Source organism: Chromobacterium sp. IIBBL 290-4 (assembly GCF_024207115.1).
In the GTDB taxonomy this organism is placed as follows: domain Bacteria; phylum Pseudomonadota; class Gammaproteobacteria; order Burkholderiales; family Chromobacteriaceae; genus Chromobacterium.
This window is the reverse complement of the sequence record NZ_CP100128.1, coordinates 1,683,368-1,708,545: the sequence shown is the minus strand read 5'-3', so window position 1 is coordinate 1,708,545 and position 25,178 is coordinate 1,683,368. Positions and strand designations below refer to the sequence as shown.

Genomic DNA, 25,178 nt, shown 5'->3' with positions numbered 1-25,178 from the left:
TCTTTTCATTCCATGAACATATCCATTGACGGAGCCCACTATGCCCCTTCCTTTTTCGAGGCTGGCCATCCGGCTGCTGTTGCCCGCGCTTGCCGCCAGCGGCGGCTATTACGCGGGTTGGCGACATGGCGCGCACGACGGGCAAAACCAGATGCAAACCCGCATCGCCATCTTGCAAGCCCAGCATAGCCAAAGCCTGCAGCATCAGCAGGCCCAGGCCCTGCTCGCTCAGCAGAAATGGCAGCAGCGCATCAACCAATTGGAAGCCGAACTGCTGCGTCAACAGCACGCCTTGCAACAACAGCAGCGCCTTGCCGCGCAAAGGATAGACCATGTCATTACACAAGATGGCCCTCGTTATACCGGCCTTGGCCCTGACAGCTTGCGCCTCTACCGCCAGCTCCTCGGTTATTCAGCCGATCTGCCCGGCGCCCAGCCCCTTGCTGCTGGAAATTCCCCCCAAGCCGCCGGCCCCGCAAGCGGGCTACCGGCAGCCGACCTCCTCGCCCATGCCGCCGACTACGGCGTCTGGTGCCAACAGCTCGAGCAGCGCCTCATCGCGCTGAGACAGCTTTTCTCTCCCCCGGAGCCTCATCCATGACCGACTTTTTCGATCGCGCCAGCGAGCTCGAGATCGAGTTTCGCGAACAAGCCCTGGCCAAGCATTTCCGGCAGCTGCAACAAGCCGGACTCAGCCACTGCGAAGACTGCGGCGATGCCATTCCCGCCGCTCGCCGCGCCGCGGTGCCGCACAGCACCCGCTGCGTCATCTGCCAGCAAGCAGCCGAGCGCTGACGAAAGGTTTCACGTGGAACACGACAATCTCATGGCCCTGGGCCGGATAGAGGGCAAGCTCGACATGATCGTCGCCCACCTGGCCAAACAAGATAAGAAACTGGAAGAACTGGACAGCCGCCTGCGCGATGTCGAAGTGCAAGCCGCCAAAAGCGGCGCCGTTTCCGGCGCGCTTTCCGCCCTGCTGGTCACCCTGGCCGGCGAACTGCTCAAACGCCTGATCCACTGACACCGCTCAACTGCCTTCTCTCCCCGGCGTCCGCCACACTTCCCCCATCCCTTCCCGCAAGGAAAACTCAATGTCCATGCTGATCACCCTGCAATCCGCCATCTCCGACCGCCTGCGACAGGGCATGGGCCGGATGGTGCGCGAAGTGGCGGCCGATCTGGATGAAACCGGCCTGTGCGGCTTGCAGCTGGCCCACGGCGATTACGCCAGCCGGCTCACCCCGGGCCAATCCAGCCCCACCATCAATCCGCAAGCGCTGGCGAGATTGCCTGCCTTATGGACCGTGGCAGGCGGCATCACCTCCAGCCAGCCGCACAACAGCCAGCGCCTGCGCTACAAGGCCAATGCGCTGTTTACCGTCATCGTAGGCGATCGCCTGCAGACCGACGCCAATTACGCCGGCGCCGGCGTCTGGCAACTGGTCTACGCCGCGCGCCGGCTACTGGTGTCGCAAGATTTTGGCTTGCCGGTCAATCCGCTGGTGCCGGAGAAAGTCCGCCCCTTGGGGCAAGCCGCCCGCGAAGGACAGCCCTGGAGCCTGGTGGCCTGCGACTTCAGCACTTACTGGCTGGACGAGGCGCTGGATAACGGCCATTGGCCGGCGCCGCAAACCGATGCCGATCCGGACGCGCTGTTCCGCGCCTTCGGCGGCAAGCTGGAGGACCCGGCCAAGCCAGCCCAAAGCGTGCAGCTCAACTACAGCCTCGATGGCGCCGCAGCAGCCAAGACGCAAGACACCGTCAACGCGCCCAAAAACTGACGCGTCGGCCTATTTCCCTCTCGCCGCGCCGTCCGGCGCGGCCATCTTCCCAACCGCCAAACCAGGAGTCTTTCCTCATGGCCAGCCCCAACATCAGCTTCGACCAAATTCCGGCCTCGATCCGCAAGCCGGGCAAGTACTTCGAGTTCAACACCAAGCTGGCGGTGCGCACGCTGCCGGGCAACCCGCAACGCGTCCTGGCCATCGGCCAGCGTTTCTCCGACACCGCCAATCAGCTGGCGCTGACCGCGATTGATATTTTCAGCGACGAACAAGCCGCCCAGGCCTTCGGCCGCGGCTCCATCGCCCACCTGATGGCGCGCGCCGCGATCAACGCCAACCCCTATTTGCAACTGACCATGGTTGCCGTCGATGACAACGCGGCCGGCATCGCGGCATCCGGCACTCTGACCTTCAGCGGCCCGGCCACGTCCGCGGGCTTGCTCAGCGTGTTCATCGGCACGGTCCGCATCGACGTGGCCGTAGCCGCCGGCGACGACCAAGCCAAGATCGCCGCCAATGTGCAAACCGCGCTGTCCAAGCTGACCGACCTGCCGATCGTAGCCTCCGCAGCCAAAGAAGTGCTGACCCTCACCGCCCGCAACAAGGGCAGCCTGGGCAACGCCATCGTGGTGAAGGTTCAAGAACAGATCGCCGGCCTGGGCGTGACCGTCGTGCCGATGAAGGGCGGCGCAGGCGACCCGGACATCGCCCCGGCGCTGGCCGCGGTAGCCAGCGGCGGCCACCAAATCATCGCCAATCCGTACACCAACGATGCCGCCCTGACCGCGCTGCGCACCCATCTGGACTTCGTGTCCGGTCCGCTGGAACAACGCGGCGCCATCGGCGTGATCGCCGCCACCGGCGCGCTGGCCGACGCCTCGACGATCGCCGCAAAACTGGATAGCGGCCGCATCACCGCCGCCTGGTATCGCGGCTCGGTCAAACTGCCCAGCGACATCGCCGCCGCTTACGCCGCCGTGATCGCCAGCGAGGAAGATCCGGCCCGCCCGTTGAACACGCTGGAGCTGCCGGGCCTGGACGTGGTGGACCTGTCCTCCCGCACCACTCGCACCGAGCAGGAAAACGCGCTCTACAACGGCCTCACCCCGCTGGAAGTCTCCGCCGGCAACCGCGTGCAGATCGTGCGCGCCCTCAGCACCTATACCAAGGATGCGCAAGGCGTGGACGATGTCTCGCTGCTGGACATCACCACCATCCGCACCCTGGACTATGTGCGCAAAGCCTGCCGCGAACGCATCGCCCTGCGCTTCCCGCGCGAAAAACTGTCCGACCGCACGCCGTCCAAGGTCCGCTCCGAGCTCCTGGACGTGCTGTACAAGCTGGAAGAGCTGGAAATCATCGAACAGGTGGACGCCAACAAGGCCGGCCTGATCGTCGAACGCGATCTGCAGGACGCCAACCGTCTGGACGCCAAGATCCCGGTAGACGTGGTCAACGGCCTGCACATCTTCGCCGGCCGCATCGACCTTCTGCTGTAAGCCAACGCGGCCAGACGGCAGCGCCGCAAACGCCCCGCCGTCTGGCCCCCACTGAACGCGACATCCCCACCGGCCAGGCCTATGCCCGACCGGCCCCTCCCGAATCCAAAAGGAAAGTCTCATGGCTCTCAAAGAATACGTAGGTTCCATCATCCTGGAAGTCAACGGCCAGGAAATCGACGTCATCGACCTCAATGTCAGCAGCAAAACCGGCCGCAAGCTGGTGAAAACCATGAACTCCAGCGGCCGCGCCAAAGGCTTCGCCCGCGGCGTTACCGAGTATGACCTGTCGGTCACGGTGTCCATTCCGCTGACCGGCGATCTGGACTGGGAGGCGATAGAAGGCGCCAAACTGACCGAATTCCCGCTGGCCCCGGGCGGCAAGCGCACCAGCTATCTGGATTGCTTCAGCTTGGAAGTCGGCGAAAAGTACGGCGTAGAGAATGAAGCGCGCCGCGATATCAAGCTGATGTCGCTGCGGAAGGTGGTGGAATGATGAAGACCATGCAAGCACGCCTGCGCTATGGCGTGGAGTACCAAGGCGCAATGCACTATGACGTGGACCTGCGGCTGCCTATGGTCGCGGACAGCATCGCCGCCATCGATGAAGTCGGCGCCGACTCCAACCTTCTATTCAATCTGGCGCTGACCGCGCGCTGCCTGACCAAGCTAGGCGACATGCCGGCGGAGGCCATCACTACCGATTTCCTGTCGGCGAATCTGGTGGACGATGACTTCGAACTGCTGATCGACATGCGCAATGCGCTTAAAAAAAAGCGGATAAACGCGAAAAACGCCTCTCCGACTACCGCGAAGCCATCCTCCTCCTCGGCCGCTACGGTCTGACCGAACCCCAGATCAGACAGCTGACAGAGTCTGAGCTGGACGGTTATCTACAAGCCGCAAACCGCTTGCAAGCGTCCCTCGTCGCCACGATGGGGTGACAGGGACGCCTGTTTTTCAAAATTGAAAGGATGGTTAGATGCCAGGAAAAGAACAGGAAAGCGCCTGGGCGACAAGCAAAGACGCAGCGGAGCAGCTTGGTAAATTGCCGGAAAACGCTAAAAAAGCCGGCGATAGCATGGTCAATATGGCGCGCAAGGCCGATGCCGCCGATCACCAATTGCGCCAGCTCGCGAACCTTGCCTTCCCTGAACGCGATATGTCTGGGCGAAAACAAGGCATGGAGCAGCTGGACAAAATCATCGTTTCCGCCGGCGGCGGCAGAGATGATGCGGCGGCAGCCCTGACCACGCTGTTACAGAATGGCATCAAGCTCAATGATGCCGAAAAGATACTGCCGCAATTGGTCAACGGCGGGCAGGCGCTAGGCGTCAGCGCGCAGAAGCTCGCCGAGGCCGCCGTCGCATCAGGCGGCGATAAAAAGAACGAAAAAGACCAGGCGACGCAAGCGCCCGACGCCGACAAAATCAACAAGAACCTGCGGCTTGCCTTGGCTGAAGCCGCCGCCAAGCCTAGCGACTATCATCCCGATGATGCAAGCAAGTGGCTGCCGGACTTGCTGAAGAAAGTAGAGAAGACCGGCGTAAGCCAAGAGAATCTGAATCGTTACGACAACAATGTCCAAATGATGCGGGAAAGCGCCCAATTCAAGGACCAAAGCCAGCAAAGCGCGCTGGCGAACAGCGAGCAGAACAAGAAAGCCAGCCAAATACTTGGCGACCAGAAGGCCAATTACAGTGAAATCGTCGCCCCATTGCTGGACTGCGCCGCCGCATTGCTGACATTCGGCTCTGCGCTAGCGGGTGTCGTTTCCATCGTTGGCAAGCTTACGCGCGGAGCCGATGCCTCGCCGCCCTCCCTTCCATCCAAATCCAGCGGTAAGAAAGGCAAGGGCTCCAGCAACACTCCCGCCTCCAAGAAGTCCCCCTCAACGGCAAAAACTGCCAACTCCCGCGCTCAAAAGTCGTCTCCGGCCAAACCCGCTCAAGCCTCGCCGCCGCCTCGGGCCTCCACGCCCAGCCGCGCAAGCACATCAGGAAGCAGTCCAGGCATCTTCAGCAAACTGGCGACCAAAACCAAAGGATTCCTTCAGAAAACCGTTCAATCCGGCAAAAGTCTGCCCGACAAGCTTCGTAGCCTGGCCGGCCCCGGCGGCAACGCGCTGAAGAAATCGAGCGGCGTGCTAGGCAGCGTTCTGAAAGGCGGCCTCAAGATGGCAGGCAAAGCCTCAGGCGTGCTCGGGCTTGCCACTGGCGCCATCGGCGCCTACCAAATGCTGACCGATCCCAACGCAACCATCGGCAATAAAGTACGCGCCGTCAGCGGACAGCTAGGCAATCTCGGCGGCTCCGCCATCGGCAGCGTCGTGGGCGGCGCAATCGGCATGCTGGGAGGACCTGTCGGAGTCGCTTTAGGCACCATGGCAGGGCGCGCGCTAGGAGGATGGCTGGGCGAAACCTTGGGAGACAAGGCCGGGTCCATGCTGGGCAACAAAATAGACAATAAGCAAACAGCAGCCAGCAAACCGGCTTCGGCCGCGCTGGCCCAGCAATCGAAAACAAGCGCCATGGCCGCTGCGAGCCCGCCGGCCGTCGCCAAACCGACGGCGCCCCAGCCCGCAGCAGCCAAGACGCCGCCCCTGCCGCCGAAAGGCAAAGGGGATGGCACTGCGGCATCTTTGTTGCCCCAACTCCAGGCCTTGGTCAATCAGTTCTCGGCAGCCATTACGCAATTCCACCAACCCCTCCACATCACCGTCGACGTCCAGAACGGCAATATCGTCGCCGCCGTCAACGCCGCCAACAGCAAACAGCAAAGGAGGAATTGATGTTCAGCCTCAACCTTTCGGCCAGCCTCGGCGCCTCCCCCGCGCCAGTGGACGCCAGTTTTCGCGGCGTGCGCTTCGATTGCCTGAAAAGCGCCGACAGCGCGCAGCGCGACCAGGCCATGCATGAATACCCGTATAAGGACGGGGCCGATGTGGAGGATCTGGGCCGCAAGGCGCGCAAGGTTTCGCTGTCGGCCATGTTCTGGGGCAAGGATTATCAAAGCCGGCTGCGCCAGTTCGTCGCCGCGCTGGATGCCGCCGGACCGGGCGAGCTGATCCACCCTGTGTTCGGCAGCATGCCGCAGGCCTTGGTGACGGATTATCAGATCCACCACGACGCCGACGCGCCGGACTCCTGCACAGTGGAGGTCAATTGGGTGGAAGCCACGCCCCGCAACCCGTTTTTCGCCGCCAAGAAAACGCTGCCCCAGGTGGATGCCATCTCCAGCCAAGTGGACAAGCTGCGCCAGATCGCCGGCGAAGCCTTCGCCAAAGCCCAGGGCCTGGTCGCCACCGCCCAGGGCGCGCTGGGCCGCGTCGCCGCCTTGCGCCAGCAGCTCACCGCCACGGTCGGACAATTAGCCAAAATGGCCAACCAGACGGCGGCCCAGGCGACCGACTTGCTGTCCTATCCTCAGGCCTTCGTCGCCCAAGCCGGGCAATTGATTCACTCGCTTGCCGATTGGCGCTTCGGCATCCAACTGGACATCGGCCCGCTGCCGGCGCTGAAAGCCGCGGCGGAGCTGCCTTCCGCCACGCTGGCGGACTGGAAGGCGCTGCGCCGCCGAGTGGAAAACCTGCCCGCGACGGTGCGCCAGAACATCGGGCCCTTCGCCGCTGGCGCTTCGCTGTCGGTCTGGTCCGACGACCAGCGCCGCATCGACGCCATGCTGCAGCTGCATGTCTCCACTCAGCTCGCTTCCGCCGCCGCCGGCATCTTCGATGGAGAAACCCGCAAGCCCACGCTGACGCCGCCGGCGCTGGAGGAGATCGCCGGCGATGTCCGCTCCTCGCTGCAAACCAGCATTGATCAATGGCGCGCCGCGCTGCCGCCCGAGGACGCTTATCCGTTGGTGGACGGCTTGCGCACCCTGGGCCAGCAGGTCCAGCAAGGCGCTGCCGCGCTGATCGCCGCCAAGCCGCCGCTGCTGAAACGCAAAGTGGACGCCGCCTGCAGCCTGCGCCAGCTGGCTCACCTGTGGTATGGCGACAGCGGCCGCGCCGAGGAACTGCTGCGTCTCAATCCGCAGCTGCCCCAACCCAACCATCTGAGCGCAGGAACCCTGGTCTATGGCTACGCCCGCTAATCAGGCCGTCAGCCTGCAAATCAACGGCCGCCAGCACGGCGACTGGACGCACTACTCCATCGATTCCGACCTGGCCATGGCCGCCGACGGCTGGCACGTATCGCTGGGTCTGCCCGGCGGCGTGTTCCCGCCCGAGGTCGAGCCCGGCGCGATGGTGAAAGTGCAAGTCGGCGGCGAAACCGTGCTGCTGGGCCGCATCGACGACATCAGCCACAGCGTGGCGGCCGGCGAACACCAGCTCGCCCTGTCCGGGCGCGACCTGGCCGGCCATCTGATCGATAGCAGCGCGCCCTTGTTCACCGCCAAAGGCATGACGCTGCAAGACGTGCTGGACAATGTGGTGAAGCCGCTGGGCATCTCCCGCATCCGCGTCGATGCCAAGGCCAAGGGCCAGATCGAGAAAACCAATGTCGACCCCGGAACCAGCGCTTGGGACGTGCTGAGCCGCGCGGCCCAGATCAACGGCCTGGCCGCCTGGTTCGACCCGGACGGCACCCTGGTGGTGGGCGGGCCAGACTACAGCCGGCCGCCAACCGCGCGGCTGATCCTGCGCCGCGACGGCAAGGGCAACAATGTGCTGAGCCTGGCCGAAACCCGTTCCCACGCGCAGCGCTATTCCGAGCTGACGCTGCTGGGCCAGGGCCATGGCCAGGCGCAGACCCCCGGCCGCCACGCCATGCGGCATCAGAGTTTCGATTCCGATGTCTGCTACCACAAACCACGCATCCAGGTGGAGCCGGACGCCGCCAGCCTGGCCGAGCTGGCCGCCCGCGCCGACAAGATGCTGGCCGACGCCCGGCTGGCCGGCTACACGCTCGCAGCCACCGTGGCCGGGCACCGCGACAGCGGCGGCCGGCTGTGGACGCCGGGCCAGCGCATCGAAGTGGAAAGCGAGCCGCATGGCCTGAACGGCGTCTATTTCCTGATGGCGCGCACCTTCGAAGGCGGCCGCGGCGTCGGCAGCGTCACCCGGCTGACACTGAAAGAAGACAAATGCTGGATTCCGGCCATGCGCGCCGGAAAGCACTAAAGGAGAACGCCATGTGGCATGAAGTCGATCAACGCATCCGCCGCGCGCTGGGCAATGTGCGCCAGGGTTTCCGCGCCGCGCTCACCCATGTGGACAGCGGCGGCGGCGTGCAGCTGGCCCAGGCCGACGCGCTGGCCGGCGAGCGGCTGCAAGACGCCGAGCTGTTCCAGCATTACGGCTACACCTCCAACCCGCCGCCCGGCAGCATGGCCATGGTGTTGCCGCTGGGCGGCCGCAGCAGCCACAGCGTGGTGATCGCCACCGAACACGGCAGCTACCGCCTGCAATCGCTGCAACCCGGCGAGGTAGCCCTGTATAGCGACGAAGGCAGCAAGATCGTGCTCAAACGCGGCAAGATAATAGAAGTTAGCTGCGATACCTTCCATCTGAGCTGCAAGAACGCGCAACTGGATTGCGAGGGTCTGCAAGTCAACGCCAGCAAGCAGGCCGCCTTCACCACCCCCACGCTGCAAACCAGCCAACAGCTGGTGGCGCAAGGCCAGATCAGCGGCAACGGCGGCCTGGCCGTCCAGGGCGGCAGCGGCGCCAGCGTCACCGGCGACATCGCGCTGAGCGGTTCGATGAACGCCAGCGGCGATGTCAAAGCCAGCGGCAAGAGCCTGGCTAGCCACACCCACGACGCGCCCAACGGCCCGACCAGCCCGCCCAAATAAGCCGCGCCACTGACCGGCGTCCTCTGCCGCGCCCTACCTCATTCCAGGAAAATAGCCATGGATCCCCTGCTCGACCCCCTCACCGGCGACTACGCCGGCGGCTCCACCGACACCCTCGCCAACGCCGTCTACCTGCGGCTGATGACGCCGCTGGGCGGCTGGTGGGCCGACCCGACGCTGGGCTCGCGCCTGCACGAACTGTCCCGCAGCAAAGACAGCAGCCGCATCGACCTGCTGGCCTGCCAATACGCCGAGCAGGCCCTGCAGCCGCTGCAGCAGGACGGCCGCGCCAGCCGCATTCAAGTGTCGTCGCAACGCCCAGGCTCCGGCCGGCTGCTGCTCGACATCGAGGTCGCCGATGCCGGCGGCCGCACCCGCCATTTCCAACATCAAGTGAGGATAGCCTGATGCCCCTGTCCACGCCCGATTTCGCCGCCCTGCGCGACGCCTGGCTGCGCGACCTGCAAAACCTGCGCGCCGATGCGGCCCTTACCCCCGACAGCGACAACTTTGTCCGCGCCAGCGTCACCGCCAGCGCCGTGGAAGGCTTGTACCAGCACCAGAGCTGGATCGCCCGCCAAATTTTCCCCGACACCGCCGACAGCGATAATCTGGAACAGCACGCCCGGCTGCGCGGCCTCTCACGCAAGGGGGCCACCCCAGCCTCCGGCTGGCTGCAAATCGATGGCAAGGCGGGCGCGATGGTCCCCGCCGGCCTGCAAGTCCGCGTCGGCGACCAGCTCTACGTCACCCAGGCGGCCGACCCGCAAGGCAATCCCGCGCCGGACCGCCTGGACGCCAACGGCCAGGCCATCGTCCCCATTCTCGCCAGCCAGGCCGGCACGACCGGCAGCCAGCCGGACAATTTGCCGGTGGAACTGATGCAAGCGCCATCCGGTGTCAGAAGCCCGGCGACCTTGCTCAAGATGAACGGCGGCGCCGACCCGGAAAGCGACGCGGCGCTGCTTGACCGCCTGCTGGAGCTGATCCGCCGCCCCCCGGCTGGCGGCAACCGTTACGACTATCGCCGCTGGGCGATGGAAGTGGACGGCGTCGGCGCCGCTTATGTGCTGCCGCTCGATCCCAAGCAACTGGGGCAGGTGGTGGTGGCCGTCACCGGCGTGCAGGCCGAGGCCTCGGAAGCCATCCGCGCCGCGGCGGAACGCGCCATCCTGGACAAAAAACCGGTCACCGCGACCTGCCGGGTGATTCTGCCCAAGCCGGTTCCCGTCGACTTGGACCTGGCGGTGGCGCTGGACGGCGTCAGCCTCAACGATTTCACTATCCAGCTCAATCAGGCCTTGAACCAACACTTCGCCGCGCTGGAGCCAGGCAAACCGCTGTACCGCAGCCAACTGGAAACGCTGATCTCCAACCTGCCCGGCGTGCGCGACCGCCTGCTGCGCGCGCCCGCCGCCAACGTCTCCGCCGCGTCCACCGGACAGGTTGAGTGGCTGCGGCTGGGCAAGGTGGCCATCAGCCCGCTGGGAGGCCAGTGATGACGCCAAGCCCATCCAACCGCGAGCTGCTGAGCCAGCTGCTGCCGCCCGCCAGCTATAGCCCGGACGCGCCGCGGCTCAGCGCGGAACTCTCCGCCGAAGGCGCGGCCTTGGACCGCGCGCAGTTATCCTCCACGCAACTGGCCGGCGCCGTCACGGCGCTGCAACCCGGCCCTTTGCTGCCGGACTGGGAGCGGATATGCGGCCTGACGCCGCCGCCGGACGCCACCTATCAGCAAAGACTGCAAAGCGTGCGCGGCAAGCTGGCGGAAACCGGCGGCCTGTCGAAAAACTACTTCATCCAGCTGGCCAAAAGCCTGGGCTACGATATCGACATTTCCGAACTACAGCCCTTCCGCGCAGGCTTAGGCCGCGCCGGCGAGCAGGTGTGGTCCGGCCAAGTGATCTGGCAATGGCGCGTCACCGTCCACGGCAGCAAGGGGGGCATGCAAACCTACCGCTTCCGCGCCGGCCAATCGTTGGCGGGCGAACGGCTCACTGCCTTCGGCGACCCCAGGCTGGAAGACCTCATCAACGATCTCAAGCCCGCCCACACCTACGTCTATTTCGCCTACCAGGCTTAGGCCCATCGGAGCGGTCAACACGGCCGCATCTTGATCCCTCATCGCAAGCTCCATCCCCGCCGGCAAGCCAATCCACCTTCGGCATTGCGTTGCACCCCAGCCTTCCTCGGCCTCCCGTTCAACCGCCAGCCTTCACGCTTTCCCAGCTAACAGCGGTCCACCGGACATCTCGCCACCAGCCCCTTAGCAGCGACACATCAAGCGCGTAGCCCACGCTCTCGCGGGAAAACGCTTGGAAAGTGGCGTCATCCCCTCGCGCCCAAACATCCATCCCTCAACAGGAGCACCCCATGCAAGACCCGATCAAACCCCTGCCCGCGCCTAGCCAGAAATTCAGCAACGGCAATCCTGCCTCTGGCGAGCTTGGCAGCATCGTCAACGCCGACTGGCTGAACAGCATGCAAGACAGCATGCAAACCACCCAGTCCGCACTACAGTCCGCGCAACAGGAATTGGTGTCCGTCATCCAGAACAGCGGCCAGAAAACCGATTCCAACCGCCAGGACCAATTGCTGCAGGCCGTGCAGAACATCGCTTGGGGCGGCACTCAAAAGCCCACCACGCTGGCGGGATATGGCATTGCGGACGGCGCCAGCAAGAGTGACCTGAAAACCGCCATCGACGGCGTGGTGGCCGGCGCGCCAGGCGCTTTGAACACTTTGCAGGAGCTAGCCGCCGCGCTGGGCAATGATTCCAACTTTGCAGCCTCCATCGCCAAGCTGCTCGCCGGCAAGGCCGACAAAGCTTCGACTTTAGCTGGATATGGCATCAGCGATGGAGCGACTGCCACGCAAGTCAATGCCGCTGCGCCTGTGGGGATGGTGGCTTATTTCGCGATGAAGGATGCCCCGGCAGGATGGTTGGTGGCCGATGGGAAAAGCTACTCATGCAAAGACTACCCTGCACTTGGTGCTGTGCTGAATAGTACCTATGACGTCGTTGGAGCCACGACTTTTACTGTGCCCAACCTCTGCGGGGAGTTTATCCGAGGTTGGGATAGGGGAAGAGGGGTAGACATTAACCGAAAGATAGGCTCAACTCAGATTTCGTCACAAATCCTAGTTGACGATGATGGTCTTCAAACAGTGGGCGCTATAGACTGGTCATCAAATGACTTAGTTGCTCTTGGATACGAAGTCGCTCAGGCCAGTGGGGTAAATCTACACTTTGTGAACTCGACAACAACGAGCTGCCCGAGCGCTTCGGGATTTATAAGATCCATCCGCCCCCGCAACGTCGCACTGCTCGCCTGCATCAAATGCTGATCTGATCCAATCGCTTGTTCCACGTGAAACCGCGCTCAATCGGCGCGGTTTTTACATAACTGGGCTCAGCGCCACATCATCGGCGCGGTGCCGCTCAAGACCATGCCAATCCAGGCAAATGGCAGCGACGGCTGGCGTTCTAACCTCCACCACAACATGGGCAGGAGCAGTACCGGGTTCATCACCAATGCCATGCCAGCCTCTCGGCCACCACAACATCTGCACGCCCCGTTTTTCTATTCAAATAACAGAAGATAGGATCAATTAGGATAAGTTGCGATCCATCCAACCCTAACTGACACCCGTCCACTGCAAGATGGACAGGCGCTCCCGCACAATCGCCCTCATTCTCAATCGGCGACATTTGTCATCGGCCCTTGCGGCCGATTTCTCTTTACCTGCGGGAGACGCTTACCATGCAAGACCCCATCCAACCTTCTAGCACCCCCAGCCAGACTTTCCGCGACGGCAACCCCTCCACCGGCGAGCTTGGCAGCATCGTCAGCGCCGACTGGTTGAATAGCATGCAAACCGGCATGCAAACCACCCAGTCGGCGCTGCAATCCGCTCAGCAGGAATTAGTCTCGGTCATCCAAAGCAGCGGCCAGAAAACCGACCCCAGCCGCCAGGACCAATTGCTGCAGGCCGTGCGCAATATCGCCTGGGGCAGCAGCCAGAGACCCACTACTTTGGCGGGATATGGCATTAACGACGGCGCTAGCAAAACAGATCTGCAAACCGCCATCAATAATCTGATCGCCGGCGCGCCAGGCGCCTTGAACACCTTGCAGGAACTGGCCGCTGCGCTTGGAAACGACGCCAGCTTTGCGTCATCCATCGCCAAGTTGCTTGCAGGCAAAGCCGACAAGGCCGGAACACTGGCAGGTTATGGCATAAGCAATGCCATGACTCGCCTGACACAGGATATGCCACTGCCAACTCAGGATATCGGCCCGATCTGGCATGATGGCTATAACAGCGTGATGACTTGGCAGATATTCAACGCCAACGGAGCAAATTACACCGGATACGCCAGCACGCTGATAGGCAGCCTGCTGCTGGACACGCAGCCAACAGCCCGTCCTGGCTACATCAAATGTGGGCCTCAAAAATTACTTGCTACCGGGAAATATGCAGCGTTACGTGCCTGGGCCATACATAACGGCCTGATGGTCGTCCCGGGAAAATGGATGGCAGGCTCTATTTCCTTTACAGACAACGATGACAATACTTTCTTCGCCTATGACGTTCGGGGAGAGTTCCAGCGCTGCTGGGATGATGGCCGCAACGTAGATGTCAACCGCCCATTTGGCACCTGGGCAGACTCGGACATTGCGCTACACCAGCATGGACTTGGCAGCAAAGTTATTTCTGCAGGCACCATAGGCGCTGCGGATGTCGCCGGAGGCGCTGGCTCAGGCTGGGGACAAACAGCTCCATACGGAGGCAATGAAACTAAGCCGCGCTCAGTTGCCTTACTTGCAAGCATCAAGTACTAAGACTTAATACCCCATGCAGATAGGAGTGGTTCACGACAAGTTCGCCTTGCGACAGCTACTCCTCATCATGGTCACGCACTGACATCCTTCCTCTGAACCATCATTGCCCCCTCCTTCACAATCAACGCCATTCTCAATCAGCGACATCTGTCATCGGCCCCTGCGGCCGATTTCTCTTTACCTGCGGGAGGCGCTTTTCATGCAAGACCAGCTCAAATCGATTACCAGCCCCGATGGCCTGTTCCATGACGGCAACCCGGCCACCGGGGATTTCGGCACCATCGTCACCTCGGAGTGGTTGAATGGCGTCCAATCCGCCGTGCAATCCACCCAGCAAGAGGTGCTGTCCGTCATCAAGAGCAACGGCCAAAATCCTGATCCATCTCGCAAGGACCAATTGCTGCAAGCGGTACAAAACATCGCCTGGGGCGGCAGCCAAAAACCCACCACCTTGGCTGGTTATGGCATTGCCGATGGTGCCAGCAAGAGCGACCTGAAAACCGCGATAGACAGCCTAGTAGCCAGTGCGCCCGATGCCTTGAACACGCTGAAAGAGCTGGCCGATGCTCTGGGCCGCGACCAAAACTTCTCCACCACCGTCACCAACAAGTTGGCAAACAAAGCGGACAAAGCCACGACGCTGGCCGGATATGGGATCAGCGATGGCGCGACTGCCACGCAAGTGAATGCTGCCGCGCCAGCGGGGATGGTGGCCTATTTTGCGATGAAAGATGCTCCTGCAGGTTGGCTGGTGGCCGATGGGCGGGCTGTTAACCGCAAGGACTACCCGGCATTGTTTGCAGCAATAAGCACACTCTATGGCATCGGCGATGGGACCTCGACTTTCGTGCTTCCTGACCTTTGCGGTGAGTTTATTCGTGGTTGGGATATCAAGAATGCAGGCAAAGATCCGGGCAGAACATTCGGCTCTTGGCAAGCCCCATCGCTGCAAACTGCGTCAATTGGCCCAGATGCCTTACAAGATCTAGTCGTCGAAGGCAACAACTCAAATAATGCGACAGTCGATGATTTCAATCGCGCGATGCAGACCGACCCCATTCGGGATCAGGACTACGCAAGCACGCTCAAAGGGTATGCTTATAATCAGATACTGAATGCTTATGCTGGAAATTCTTTTGGCAAACCCGTCGATAACAATTGTAATCGTCCTCTGAACTCCAATCTTTGCTTCATCGCCGGCGGCACCCGCCCCCGCAACGTCGCCCTGCTCGCCTGCATCAAATGCTGACCTAACCCCATCGCCATGTTCCACGTGAAACCGCGCCCAACCGGCGCGGTTTTTGCATGGCAGGACTCAGCGCAGCACCACCAGCGCGGTGCCGGCGCAGCTCAGGGCCGCGCCTATCCAGGCCAAGGGCGGCGGCGGGCGTTTCAGCTTCCACCACAGCATGGGCAGGATCAGCACCGGGCTCATCGCCGACAGAATGCCCACCGTCGCCACATCGGCTCGCTGCAAGGCCAACATGATCAAGGTCATGCCCAGCCCCAGCGCCACCAGCCCGTTCAGCGCGGTCTGGCCCAGCATGCGCGGGGTATACGCGCCGCGGCTTTTCGCCAACGCCAGGCCGCTGCCCCACAGCAGGTAATGCGCGCCGCAGCTCACGCCCATGCGCAAGGCCGATGCGGCAATCGGGTCCACCCCGGCGACCATCGCCGGCTTGGCGAAGAAAGTGCCCAGCGCCTGGCAGATGGCGGCGGCCAAGCCCAAGGCCACGCCGGAAGCCAATTTGTCGTTGCGCTCCCACACATGGGCATCCACCTCGCGCCGGCCGAAGGCCACCGCCAGCAGCACGCCGCCAAACACCAGCAGGCTGCCCAGCATCGCGGCCGCGCTCAGGCGCTCGGACAGGAACAACACGCCCAACAGGACTGAAAAAACGGAATGGGTGGCGAACAATAGACCGGTGCGACGCGGCCCGAGCCGGTTCATCGAGGCGAACATCACCGTGTCGCCCAGAAATATGCCGGCCAGTCCGGACAACAGCACCGGTCTGACGCTGGCGGCGCCAAGCGTGTGCCAGCCGCCGGACAACAGGCTATAGCCGCCCAACAGCGCGGTCAGCAAACTCAGCCGCAAACGGGTAAAGGCGAAGGGGCCAAAATGGCGGGAGGGCGTGGCGCCGAGCATGCTGCCCAGCGCCCAGCAGCCGGCGGCGCCGACAGCTGCGAGATCGTAAATCATCATGATGCCAGGTAAATCTCCACTCTTTCCTTGTCTTTGCCGATATTGCGGCGTTTCAGCGCGATCCGCCCCACTTCGCCGCTGCGTTGCAGATGGGTGCCGCCGCAGGGCACACGGGCGAAGCCCGGCAGCTCCCAGTAACGCCGCTCGGCCGCCTCGTCGGAAAAGGCGCTGGCGATGGGCAGATCGGCGTCAATCCAGCGCTGCGCCTCGACGGCGATGCGCTCCAACCACGGCGTGATGGGCTGATCCAGCGCGAAATCGATCCGCGCCTTGTCCTCGGCGATATGCGCGCCTATCTTCTCCACGCCGTCCACCATCTGGCAGATCACTTCCAACACCAGCTCGGCGGCGAAGTGCAGGCGCATCAGCCGATAGCGGCGCGGCCAATCTATCGCCACCCGCGCCTCGTCTCCCGCGCGCAAGCCATGCTCCGGCGCGAGGGTGTAGACGATATCCTGCCCGTCTTTTTCCGCCCGCAACACGCGCTGGCCGGCGATGCTGCCGCTATCGCTCTCCTGCCCGCCGGAAATAGCATAGAAAATGGTGGATGCCAGCCACACCCGCTCGCCGTCCACCTTGGCGATGCGTGTGAGCAACTCGGTCTGATAAGGATCTTGCCAGAACTGTTTCCGCATGATTGCCGCCTCCACGCGCTATTCGGTTCAATCGCCCCGCGCGGCGGCCGCTTCCTCAGCCAGCCGCTGGTACACGCCCTGCTCCAAACGCTCCATCAGGCGCTCCGGCTTGGACAATGCAGCAAAACCGTATTGCGCGTACAGGCCGTGCGCATCGGCGGTGGCCAGCATCATCCGCCGCAGATCGCGCAATTTTGGATGCGCCAGCATGCCCGCCACCAGCTGCTTGCCAATGCCGTGCCCCTGATATTCGTCCCAGACGAATATATCCGCCAGATAAGCGAAGGTGGCGCAGTCGGTCACCACTCGGCCAAAACCCAGCTGGCGGCCATCCTCGCCATAGGCGCCGAAGCACAGCGAATGCTCGACCGAACGATCGAAAATCTCGCGCGGCAAGCCCTTCGCCCAATAGGATTGCTGCGACAGATACTGATAAATGCGGTCCCGCTCCAGCCGGGCTGGATCGCTATCGATGATCGCCTGCATGCGCCGTGCTCCAAACCTGAAAAGTCCCAGCCTAAACAAAGCAAGCGAACCAAACAAGCATTTGGCATACAAACAGCATTCAAATGCCAATGATGGATAGATATACAGCAGAAACCACCCGATATTGGGTCTAACTTGCCATTGCCAGCAGCGCGAAAAACTCGCACGATATGGGTTTGCCATACAATAGACGCCGCCATGAATGCCCTGCCGCTGCTGAGATACCTGCTGTTCGCGCTATTGGCGCTGGCCATCCTGTTGTGGAGCGTCGGCAGTTGGCAAAACCGGCCGGATCTGGTGAATGCCGCCATTTGGCTGGGCGATGTCCTGGCGATGGCCGGCGCCTATCTGGTGCCCACCGCCACCGCCGTGCTGGTGAAAAGCCCGCGCCTGCGCAAAGTGGCCTTATTGAACATTCTGGGCGGCTGGCTGATTCTGCCGTGGATCATCGCCATGGGCCTGGCCCTGAAACGCGACGATCTGGCCTGAGCGCGAGACTCGGCGACCCGCCCACTCCACGAGCGCGGGCGCCGGCAAACCAAGAGGAGAAGACTGTGTTCCAACATGTAGACGCCTATGCCGGCGATCCCATTCTGTCGCTGGTGGAAGCCTTCGGCAAAGACGCCCGCGCCGAGAAGGTCAATCTCAGCATCGGCCTGTATTACGACGAAGCCGGCCGCATCCCGCGCCTGAAGGCGGTGGAGCAGGCCGAGGCCTTGCTGGCCAGCCAGCCGCAGCCGCCGTGCACCTACCTGCCGATGGACGGTCTGGCCCCTTACCGCAGCGCCATCCAGACGCTGCTGTTCGGCGCCGAGCATCCGGCGGTGAAGAACGGCCGCATCGCCACGCTGCAAACGCTGGGCGGCTCCGGCGCGCTGAAAGTGGGCGCGGACTTCCTGAAGCGCTATTTCCCGACCTCCAATGTCTGGGTCAGCGATCCAACCTGGGACAACCACGTCGCCATCTTCGAAGGCGCCGGCTTCGCCGTGGAGCGCTACCCCTACTTCGATCCGACCACCCGCGGCGTGGATTTCGCCGCCATGCTGGCCAAGCTGCAAACGCTGCCGGCCAAGAGCATCGTGCTGCTGCATCCGTGTTGCCATAATCCCACCGGCGCGGATCTGAACAACGCCCAATGGGACCAGGTGGTGGCGGTGGCCAAAGAACGCCAGCTGATCCCCTTCCTGGACATCGCTTACCAGGGCTTCGGCGCCGGGCTGGAACAAGACGCCTACGCCATCCGCGCCATGGCCGACGCCGGCCTCGCCTTCCTGGTGAGCAACTCCTTCTCCAAGATCTTCTCGCTGTACGGCGAGCGCTGCGGCGGCCTGTCGGTGGTATGCGACAACGCGGCCGACGCCGCGCTGGTGTCTGGCCAGTTGAAAGCCACGGTGCGCCGCAACTACTCCAGCCCGCCGACGCACGGCGCCAAGGTGATCGCCACCGTGCTGAACAGTCCGGAACTGAAAGCGCTGTGGGTGGCCGAGGTGGACGAAATGCGCGAACGCATCCAGGCCATGCGCGGCGTGCTGGTGCAGGTGCTGAAGGAAGCGCTGCCGGAACGCGATTTTGAATATCTGAAACACCAGCGCGGCATGTTCAGCTACACCGGCTTCAGCCAGGCACAGGTAGACAAGCTGCGCGAGCAGTTCGCCGTCTATCTGGTGGGCAGCGGTCGCATGTGCGTGGCCGGCCTCAATACCGCCAACGCGCCTTACGTCGCCCAGGCTTTCGCCCAGGTTCAGTAAACCGCGCGCGGTACGCGACGGCAGGCTCCTTTGTCGGCAGCCTGCCGTTTTTATTTTCAAAGAATCTATTTGTCATTCATTAGGCGCTGCGATAGCCTTCCAGCTCAGCGCTCGCTCTTCAAGCATCCAGCGCCCGCGCCGCGCGGATCGCGGCGGCAACTCTCCATGACATCATGAGCACAACCATCCATAAAGTCCCCGCCACCCATGCTTGGCAATGGTTCAAGGAAGCCTACGGCCTGTTCAAACAGCAAAAGCTGGTTTGGATAGGCATGTGCGTCTTTTATATCCTGATCTACATTGCCTCTCTGCAAATCCCGGTCGTCGGCAGCATACTGCTCGCCGCCATCGCGCCCGTGTTCACGGCTGGCCTGCTGCTCGCCGCCCGTAAGCGCAGCGACAATCAGACCGTTAAATTCACCGACCTCTTTCTGGGCTGGCGCAATCATCTCCGGCCTTTATTGAGCTTCGCCGCGCTGATGCTGCCCTTGATCCTGGTCGAGAACTTCGTCGGGGAAAACCTGGTTCCCACGCCTGGCCATTCCGTTCCACCCATTTACTGGTACGCGTTCGCAGCCTTCATGCTGATCCACAGCGTCCTCATGTACGCGCCGGCCTTGCTGGTGTTCAAAGGCGTGCCTTTGATCCAAGCGGTGGCCCTCAGCTCACGCGGCGTATTGAAGAACTGGGCTGCCATCGTGCTGAGCGCCTTGCTGCAAATCGCGCTGGCCATGCTCAGCGTGATCACGCTTGGCCTGGCGCTGATTGTGCTGGTGCCGGTGATGTGTCTGATCGGCTACACCAGCTGGCGCGACATCTACACCGACGACACGCTGCCCAGCATCGCCTGAGGCCTTCCGGCGCAGTCTTGCGGCCTTCCAACGACAAGGGCGCGATGCCATTCCGCATCGCGCCCTTTTTTCTTGCGGCATCCCGCCACCGTCTTGCCTGCGCCGCCCGCTACAAACGCGCCGCGCGGAAGGTGTCGCACTGCGACATGTCGCCGCTGTCGAAACCACGGCGGAACCAACGCACCCGCTGTTCGCTGGTGCCGTGGGTGAAGGCGTCCGGCCTGACTTCCACACCCGCCTTGCGCATGATCTCGTCGTCGCCGTAATCGGACGCGGCCTGGATGCCCTCCGCCACTTCGTTAAACTCCAGCAACTGGCGCTGCTTGGCGTAATGGCCCCATACCCCGGCCAGACAATCCGCTTGCAGCTCCATGCGCACGGACAGGGCGTTCGTCTTTTTCTTGCTCAATCCCGCCGCCTGTTTCTCGTACGCCTCCCAAAGCCCCAGCTGGTTCTGGACATGGTGGCCCACCTCGTGCGCCACCACATAAGCCTGGCCAAACTCCGCCTTGCCATGCAATTGCTTGCGCATCTGGCGGAAGAAGGTGCTGTCCAGATACACCTTGTTGTCGCCCGTGCAATAGAAAGGGCCGATCGAAACCTCCCCCTTGCCGCAGCCTCCGGTCTTGATCGACTCGGTATACAGCACCAGCTTGGGCGGTTGGTAGCGCAGGTTCTGCTGCCGGAACAACTCGCCCCACACATCCTCGGTATCGGCCAGAATCACTTTGACGAAGGCGGTATCCCTGTCCTTGGTCTGCTGATTGTCCCGGCCTGGATGATCGACAGGCGCAGGCGGCGCCAAGACGCGGCTGCCGCCATTCGTTGCCGCGCTGTGGGACACCGGGTCATCGTCATTGCCGCCGCTCAGCCACAGCCAGCCGATCACGCCAGCCACCACCAAAACGCCCACCACCAGCGCCGTGCCTAAATCGTTCGACTCGAACGCGCTGTCCTGTTCCTGCTCTTCCTCATCTTCTCGGCTGAAACCTTGCGCCTCGTCTTCTGCATCCTCTTCGGCGTCGTCTGCCTGTTCAAGTTCTTCCGCCTCGTCGCGCAGATCCTCGACATTGTCGCTTTCGCGCTTGCCCTGCCATTTCATATTGCCTCCGAACAGGCCGCCGGCAGCGGAACACCAGCATGCCGCCGTCGCCCAAATCAATCAAACGGCATTATTTTAGCAGCGCATGCCATATCAAGGGCATTTTCAATTTCAAATTGCAGAAGTCAAAGTCATTTCAGCCCCATCACCATACCTCCCCTTGCCGCCAGTCGGTTTCCAGCGGCGCGGAAATATCCAGATTGTTCGGGGTCTTGAGCAAGCGGTAGATCATCACGTCCTCTTCCGGCGTCGCCACCTTGCCCTCAGTCGCCTGATAGGACAAATCTCCCAGCCACAGCTCCCATCCCAGACGGGCGTAATAGTCCGGCTCGGATGGCGAGAGCGCGGCGATGTCGTAATCGTTGCCCAATATCGCGGGAATGGCGGACAACACCGCGCGGCCATAGCCTTTGCCCTTGCGATCCGGCGCGGTGGCCACCGCCTCCACATAAGCCGCGCGCAGCGGCGCCAGGCCCTCGGTCCGCAATTCGCGCGGCAGCCAGGCCGCATGGCTCACCAGCTCGCCATCCGTCTCCGCCAATAAATGCGTGGCCTCGGCCAGCAAGTCCAGGTAAGGCGAAAAGTCTTCCTCATAAGCCTGCGAGCACAAGCTGAGAATGCGATCGCGCTGCCGTGCGGACAGCTGCTGATGCGGCAGCACGGTGAAGCGGAGATTGGACAGACTGTTCATGCGGAGCTCCTGTTCTCAAATACCGAAAATTCGGAAAGCATTTTGTGGGACAGAAGGATAAGGACGATGGTTCGCCATGCAGACCCGCCAGCGAGAAAAAACATGCTAAGGGTCAGGGATGCTAGCGGCAATGATGGGAAGGGGAAAACGATTGAACACACATCTAAAACAACCCCGGTACTAACGCGACCCCATACCCCATCAGCTCCGGTAGTCTTCTAAGCATTCAAGGCGTTAAGCCGCCAGCTATTCGACAGCTCCGCAACGGTAGCGCATACCTTTGGGCTAATCTAAAAAAATTCGCACGCATGTAGTTCAGGAGAGACCTTGGAAATGACTTTGCAGACGGGACTCTGCGCAGTTGGAGCGCAGGGGGCGCTACGGAGCTGGTCATATGGCATATGGCCCAGGCCCGTTCGTCAGGTGGAATCAGCTCGAACAAACAGTACCGCGTAGTAGTACTACAATGCCTAAAATCCAACTTGACTCGATATTGATAAGACTTGAAGAATCTTTACATTTCGCACTGTCAACGCAAACATCTAAACATTCTATTTCCAAAAATAAATTAGCCGTTCTCTTTATTATCTTGCCTAGCTTTCACTATAAAATGCTCAGTTCCTTCTAGGACCCTTGACCATTGTTTTGCTACCTTTTGCTGAAATTCTACATCATCAATATGTCCCTGCGGGGTATAAAATTTATCTAATTCAACTTGAGAAAGATTTTTATATCCAAGATCACTAGCCATAGCCGACAACAATTCTATCCATTTATGAATTCGCGAAGGGGATGGCGGCTGGTTCAATAAATCATAGTATTGGTGCCACAAACCTCTTACCTTCGGACTGTTCGAAAAAACAATATCTATTTTATTCAAAGATTGCGCCACTTGTAGAGAAACAACTGCTTTTCGCTCTGCAACTAGTGCTATAAAAAGCTGGTGCTTAGCTTCTATTTTTTCTTTCCTATCTTGAAACCAAAAAGTAAATAACACACCAAAAAGTGGGCCTAGGATGATTGCAACCCCGGTTATCCATGCTTGTATCTCTTGCACTCGAAGCGTTTCCAAAACAACAGGGTCAACACTCATTGCAAATCCTCCAATTGTTAATTTAAAATCCAAACTACCCTATCAAAACCATAAAACAATTCATTATTCAAAAATAAATAAAACTAATGCTGGAGATTTTCAACAACGACTCATTTGACATCTAGTCTGCTACAGAAACGTCAAAATCATCGCCATCTGCTCACCCGATGTGAACAAGTTCGCTAACACATTAAACATAGCACCCAAACAAAAAGAGCAAGCCTTCCGGCCTGCCCTTGCTTTCCATCGCCATGAACCGATGACGCCCATTCGGCGGAATACCCCGGCAAAGCCGGGGCTTCCTCCCTGCTTTACAGCGACGGGAACAGCTCGCCGTCCACCAAGCCATTGAGGCGACCGCTGGCCACCAGCGTGGCCGCCTTTTCGATATCCGGCGCGAAGTAACGGTCCTTGTCGTAGAACGGCACCAGCTCGCGCAGCATGCCCTTGGCCGCTTCCAGCTTGTCGCTGGACTTGTTGGGCGCGCGGAAGTCTATGCCCTGGCAGGCGGCCAGCAGCTCCACCGCCAGGATGCCGGCGGTGTTGCCGGCCATATCGCGCAGGCGGCGGCCGGCGAAGGTGGCCATCGACACATGGTCTTCCTGGTTGGCGCTGGTGGGCAGGCTGTCCACCGAGGCCGGGTGGGCCAGCGATTTGTTCTCGCTGGCCAGCGCCGCGGAGGTCACCTGGGCGATCATGAAGCCGGAGTTGACGCCGCCGTTGTTGACCAGGAAAGGCGGCAGCTTGGACAGATTGCTGTCGATCAGCAGCGCCATGCGGCGTTCGGACAGCGAGCCGATCTCGGCGATGGCCAGCGCCAGATTGTCGGCGGCGAAGGCCACCGGTTCGGCATGGAAGTTGCCGCCGGACAGGATATCGTTGTCGTCGGCGAAAACCAGAGGATTATCGGACACCGAATTGGCTTCCACGCGCAGCACTTCGGCCGCCTGGCGGATTTGCGTCAGGCAGGCGCCCATCACCTGCGGCTGGCAGCGCAGGCTGTACGGGTCTTGCACCTTGCCGCAGTTTTCATGCGATTGCTCGATCTGGCTATGCGCCAGCAGCTCGCGGTACAGGCGGGCGGCGTCGATCTGGCCCTGATGGCCGCGCACGGCGTGGATGCGCGCGTCGAACGGGGTGCGGCTGCCCAGCGCGGCTTCCACCGACAGGCTGCCGGCCACGGTGGCGGACACGTACAGGTCTTCGGCGGCAAACAGGCCTTCCAGCGCGAAGGCGCTGGAGGCTTGAGTGCCGTTCAGCAAGGCCAGGCCTTCCTTGGGCGCCAGCGTGATCGGTTCCAGGCCAGCTGCGCGCATCGCCTCGGCGCCGGACACGCGTTTGCCATCGACAAAAGCTTCGCCCTCGCCGATCAACACCGCGCTCATATGCGACAGCGGCGCCAGGTCGCCGGACGCGCCGACCGAGCCCTTCTGCGGAATCACCGGATAGATCTGGCGGTTGAACAGCGTCACCAGGGCCTCGATGACCTGGCGGCGGATGCCGGAGAAGCCGCGCGCCAGCGAGTTGATCTTCAGCGCCATCACCAGGCGCACGGTGCTGTCGTCCATCGGCGCGCCGATGCCGGCGGCGTGCGACAGCACGATGGAGCGCTGCAGTAGCTCCAGCTCTTCCGGCGCGATCTTGGTGCTGGCCAACAGGCCGAAGCCGGTGTTGATGCCGTAAACGGTGCGGCCTTCAGACAACACCCGCGCCACAGTGGCGGCGGAAGCGTCGATGGCGGCGTGGCTGGACGGATCCAGTTGCAGTTGCAGACCTGTTTCACGTGAAACACGGCGCAGGTCGGCCAGGGTGAGCTGGCCCGGTACGATGTTGAGGATGCTCATGGCTTCTGTCTCTCTTGGCTTCTCTATGTTCTGTTGATGCTTGCTCTAGTCCAGACGGGACCAGATCAAGGTGACGCTTTCTTTCAGTCCTTGCCCGGAAAGCTTCAAACGTCCATCGGGCAATTTTTCCAGCTCGCGGCGCATGGTCTGGCCGATCACCGCCGGCGCGCTGGACTGCAAGGCGGTGTGGTAAACCACGCCCGGCTCATCGCCCAGCCGCCAACGGCCGGTGTAGAAATTGGACACGCGCTGGACGTCTTCCGGGCTGGGATCCGCCAAGGGCTGGCGGTTCTGCGCCACGCTGACGTAGCCGCTGGCGGTGTAGATCAGCGTGCCGCTTTGTTCTCCCGGCCAATGAAAAGCTTCGCCGTTTTCACGGTGGACGATGAAGTCGTCCAGCTTCCACTCGCCGATCAGGTCTGATGCTTGCACTGCCATTTCTCCTTGTGTGCAAGGGCGTAACGCCCCGAGGCGTCCCCCTACGGCGATGGCGGCTTGCCCCCTCTCCCCAACCCCTCTCCCTCGCGGGAGAGGGGCTAGCGCAGCATGACATTCTGGCCAGCGGTCAACGGCTCCCAATAGGAGCC

Annotated in this window: 29 protein-coding genes; 20 read left to right on the top strand and 9 right to left on the bottom strand. The window is 61.8% G+C overall.

Annotation, left to right across the window (positions count from 1 at the left end; all coding sequences use genetic code 11):
* The first annotated feature begins 151 nt into the window (after positions 1-151).
* The 15 genes from NKT35_RS07950 to NKT35_RS07880 all read left to right on the top strand — a co-directional run bounded on the left by NKT35_RS07950 (position 152) and on the right by NKT35_RS07880 (position 12,436).
* The gene (locus NKT35_RS07950; protein ID WP_505190910.1) at positions 152-601 is read left to right on the top strand and encodes a hypothetical protein; all 450 of its coding nucleotides are present in this window, start codon (positions 152-154) and stop codon (positions 599-601) included.
* Positions 598-795 carry a TraR/DksA family transcriptional regulator gene (locus tag NKT35_RS07945; RefSeq protein WP_254300476.1) on the top strand — a complete coding sequence of 66 codons (198 nt, stop codon included), beginning with the start codon at positions 598-600 and terminating at the stop codon, positions 793-795. The genes NKT35_RS07950 and NKT35_RS07945 overlap by 4 nt, the downstream gene beginning before the upstream one ends.
* Before the next feature lie 13 nt (positions 796-808).
* On the top strand, positions 809-1,024 hold the full coding sequence (locus NKT35_RS07940) for a hypothetical protein (RefSeq protein WP_254300475.1): 216 nt from the start codon (positions 809-811) through the stop codon (positions 1,022-1,024).
* Positions 1,025-1,094: 70 nt separating this feature from the next.
* The gene (locus tag NKT35_RS07935) at positions 1,095-1,784 is read left to right on the top strand and encodes a DUF1834 family protein (RefSeq protein WP_254300474.1); all 690 of its coding nucleotides are present in this window, start codon (positions 1,095-1,097) and stop codon (positions 1,782-1,784) included.
* 77 nt (positions 1,785-1,861) lie between these two features.
* The gene (locus NKT35_RS07930; protein WP_254300473.1) at positions 1,862-3,286 is read left to right on the top strand and encodes a phage tail sheath subtilisin-like domain-containing protein; all 1,425 of its coding nucleotides are present in this window, start codon (positions 1,862-1,864) and stop codon (positions 3,284-3,286) included.
* Between the two features lie 121 nt (positions 3,287-3,407).
* Positions 3,408-3,782: a phage tail protein gene (locus tag NKT35_RS07925; protein WP_254300472.1), complete on the top strand. Its 375-nt coding sequence runs from the start codon at positions 3,408-3,410 to the stop codon at positions 3,780-3,782.
* A gap of 8 nt (positions 3,783-3,790) precedes the next feature.
* Positions 3,791-4,132, top strand: a complete 342-nt coding sequence (locus tag NKT35_RS07920; RefSeq protein WP_254300471.1) for a hypothetical protein — start codon at positions 3,791-3,793, stop codon at positions 4,130-4,132.
* A 136-nt stretch (positions 4,133-4,268) separates the two neighbouring features.
* Positions 4,269-6,077: a hypothetical protein gene (locus tag NKT35_RS07915; RefSeq protein ID WP_254300470.1), complete on the top strand. Its 1,809-nt coding sequence runs from the start codon at positions 4,269-4,271 to the stop codon at positions 6,075-6,077.
* A complete protein-coding gene (locus NKT35_RS07910; protein WP_254300469.1) occupies positions 6,077-7,384 on the top strand; it encodes a DNA circularization protein in 1,308 nt (435 codons plus the stop codon). Before NKT35_RS07915 ends, NKT35_RS07910 begins: the two co-directional genes overlap by 1 nt.
* The gene (locus tag NKT35_RS07905; protein ID WP_254300468.1) at positions 7,368-8,414 is read left to right on the top strand and encodes a phage baseplate assembly protein; all 1,047 of its coding nucleotides are present in this window, start codon (positions 7,368-7,370) and stop codon (positions 8,412-8,414) included. Before NKT35_RS07910 ends, NKT35_RS07905 begins: the two co-directional genes overlap by 17 nt.
* A gap of 11 nt (positions 8,415-8,425) precedes the next feature.
* Complete coding sequence (locus tag NKT35_RS07900) at positions 8,426-9,088, top strand: phage baseplate assembly protein V (protein WP_254300467.1); 663 nt, start codon at positions 8,426-8,428, stop codon at positions 9,086-9,088.
* Positions 9,089-9,145: 57 nt separating this feature from the next.
* Entirely contained in the window at positions 9,146-9,496 is a 351-nt protein-coding gene (locus tag NKT35_RS07895) for a phage GP46 family protein (protein ID WP_254300466.1), read from the top strand.
* The gene (locus tag NKT35_RS07890) at positions 9,496-10,587 is read left to right on the top strand and encodes a baseplate J/gp47 family protein (RefSeq protein ID WP_254300465.1); all 1,092 of its coding nucleotides are present in this window, start codon (positions 9,496-9,498) and stop codon (positions 10,585-10,587) included. The genes NKT35_RS07895 and NKT35_RS07890 overlap by 1 nt, the downstream gene beginning before the upstream one ends.
* Complete coding sequence (locus NKT35_RS07885; protein ID WP_254300464.1) at positions 10,587-11,171, top strand: YmfQ family protein; 585 nt, start codon at positions 10,587-10,589, stop codon at positions 11,169-11,171. The genes NKT35_RS07890 and NKT35_RS07885 overlap by 1 nt, the downstream gene beginning before the upstream one ends.
* 290 nt (positions 11,172-11,461) lie before the next feature.
* Positions 11,462-12,436 carry a phage tail protein gene (locus NKT35_RS07880; protein ID WP_254300463.1) on the top strand — a complete coding sequence of 325 codons (975 nt, stop codon included), beginning with the start codon at positions 11,462-11,464 and terminating at the stop codon, positions 12,434-12,436.
* A 65-nt stretch (positions 12,437-12,501) separates the two neighbouring features.
* Here NKT35_RS07880 and NKT35_RS24300 read toward each other — a convergent pair whose 3' ends face one another.
* A complete protein-coding gene (locus NKT35_RS24300) occupies positions 12,502-12,630 on the bottom strand; it encodes a hypothetical protein (RefSeq protein WP_505190909.1) in 129 nt (42 codons plus the stop codon).
* A gap of 222 nt (positions 12,631-12,852) precedes the next feature.
* On the opposite strand from NKT35_RS24300, the gene NKT35_RS07875 reads away from it, so the two are divergent.
* Positions 12,853-13,935, top strand: coding sequence for a hypothetical protein (locus NKT35_RS07875; RefSeq protein WP_254300462.1), 1,083 nt, complete (start codon positions 12,853-12,855; stop codon positions 13,933-13,935).
* A 199-nt stretch (positions 13,936-14,134) separates the two neighbouring features.
* Positions 14,135-15,184 carry a phage tail protein gene (locus NKT35_RS07870; protein ID WP_254300461.1) on the top strand — a complete coding sequence of 350 codons (1,050 nt, stop codon included), beginning with the start codon at positions 14,135-14,137 and terminating at the stop codon, positions 15,182-15,184.
* A 66-nt stretch (positions 15,185-15,250) separates the two neighbouring features.
* Here NKT35_RS07870 and NKT35_RS07865 read toward each other — a convergent pair whose 3' ends face one another.
* Genes NKT35_RS07865 through NKT35_RS07855 form a run of 3 tightly spaced genes read right to left on the bottom strand, consistent with a single transcriptional unit; the run spans position 15,251 to position 17,262 of the window.
* Complete coding sequence (locus NKT35_RS07865) at positions 15,251-16,141, bottom strand: DMT family transporter (RefSeq protein ID WP_254300460.1); 891 nt, start codon at positions 16,139-16,141, stop codon at positions 15,251-15,253.
* Positions 16,138-16,776: an alanyl-tRNA editing protein gene (locus NKT35_RS07860; protein WP_254300459.1), complete on the bottom strand. Its 639-nt coding sequence runs from the start codon at positions 16,774-16,776 to the stop codon at positions 16,138-16,140. The genes NKT35_RS07865 and NKT35_RS07860 overlap by 4 nt, the downstream gene beginning before the upstream one ends.
* Before the next feature lie 27 nt (positions 16,777-16,803).
* Entirely contained in the window at positions 16,804-17,262 is a 459-nt protein-coding gene (locus NKT35_RS07855; protein ID WP_254300458.1) for a GNAT family N-acetyltransferase, read from the bottom strand.
* 198 nt (positions 17,263-17,460) lie between these two features.
* On the opposite strand from NKT35_RS07855, the gene NKT35_RS07850 reads away from it, so the two are divergent.
* The 3 genes from NKT35_RS07850 to NKT35_RS07840 all read left to right on the top strand — a co-directional run bounded on the left by NKT35_RS07850 (position 17,461) and on the right by NKT35_RS07840 (position 19,861).
* Positions 17,461-17,751, top strand: a complete 291-nt coding sequence (locus tag NKT35_RS07850; protein ID WP_254300457.1) for a superinfection immunity protein — start codon at positions 17,461-17,463, stop codon at positions 17,749-17,751.
* Between the two features lie 65 nt (positions 17,752-17,816).
* Entirely contained in the window at positions 17,817-19,010 is a 1,194-nt protein-coding gene (locus NKT35_RS07845) for an amino acid aminotransferase (RefSeq protein ID WP_254300456.1), read from the top strand.
* Between the two features lie 173 nt (positions 19,011-19,183).
* Positions 19,184-19,861 carry a BPSS1780 family membrane protein gene (locus tag NKT35_RS07840; RefSeq protein ID WP_254300455.1) on the top strand — a complete coding sequence of 226 codons (678 nt, stop codon included), beginning with the start codon at positions 19,184-19,186 and terminating at the stop codon, positions 19,859-19,861.
* Positions 19,862-19,970: 109 nt separating this feature from the next.
* On the opposite strand, the gene ypfJ is transcribed toward NKT35_RS07840, so the two are convergent.
* The 5 genes from ypfJ to NKT35_RS07815 form a co-directional block, all read right to left on the bottom strand.
* Positions 19,971-20,963, bottom strand: coding sequence for a KPN_02809 family neutral zinc metallopeptidase (ypfJ, locus tag NKT35_RS07835; RefSeq protein ID WP_254300454.1), 993 nt, complete (start codon positions 20,961-20,963; stop codon positions 19,971-19,973).
* A gap of 145 nt (positions 20,964-21,108) precedes the next feature.
* Entirely contained in the window at positions 21,109-21,654 is a 546-nt protein-coding gene (locus tag NKT35_RS07830; protein WP_254300453.1) for a GNAT family N-acetyltransferase, read from the bottom strand.
* 568 nt (positions 21,655-22,222) lie between these two features.
* Positions 22,223-22,747 (bottom strand): DUF6680 family protein, encoded by a 525-nt coding sequence (locus NKT35_RS07825; protein WP_254300452.1) that lies wholly within the window; start codon positions 22,745-22,747, stop codon positions 22,223-22,225.
* A 311-nt stretch (positions 22,748-23,058) separates the two neighbouring features.
* Positions 23,059-24,591: a histidine ammonia-lyase gene (gene hutH, locus NKT35_RS07820; protein WP_254300451.1), complete on the bottom strand. Its 1,533-nt coding sequence runs from the start codon at positions 24,589-24,591 to the stop codon at positions 23,059-23,061.
* 45 nt (positions 24,592-24,636) lie between these two features.
* The gene (locus tag NKT35_RS07815; RefSeq protein WP_254300450.1) at positions 24,637-25,029 is read right to left on the bottom strand and encodes a lipocalin-like domain-containing protein; all 393 of its coding nucleotides are present in this window, start codon (positions 25,027-25,029) and stop codon (positions 24,637-24,639) included.
* Positions 25,030-25,178: the final 149 nt, after the last annotated feature.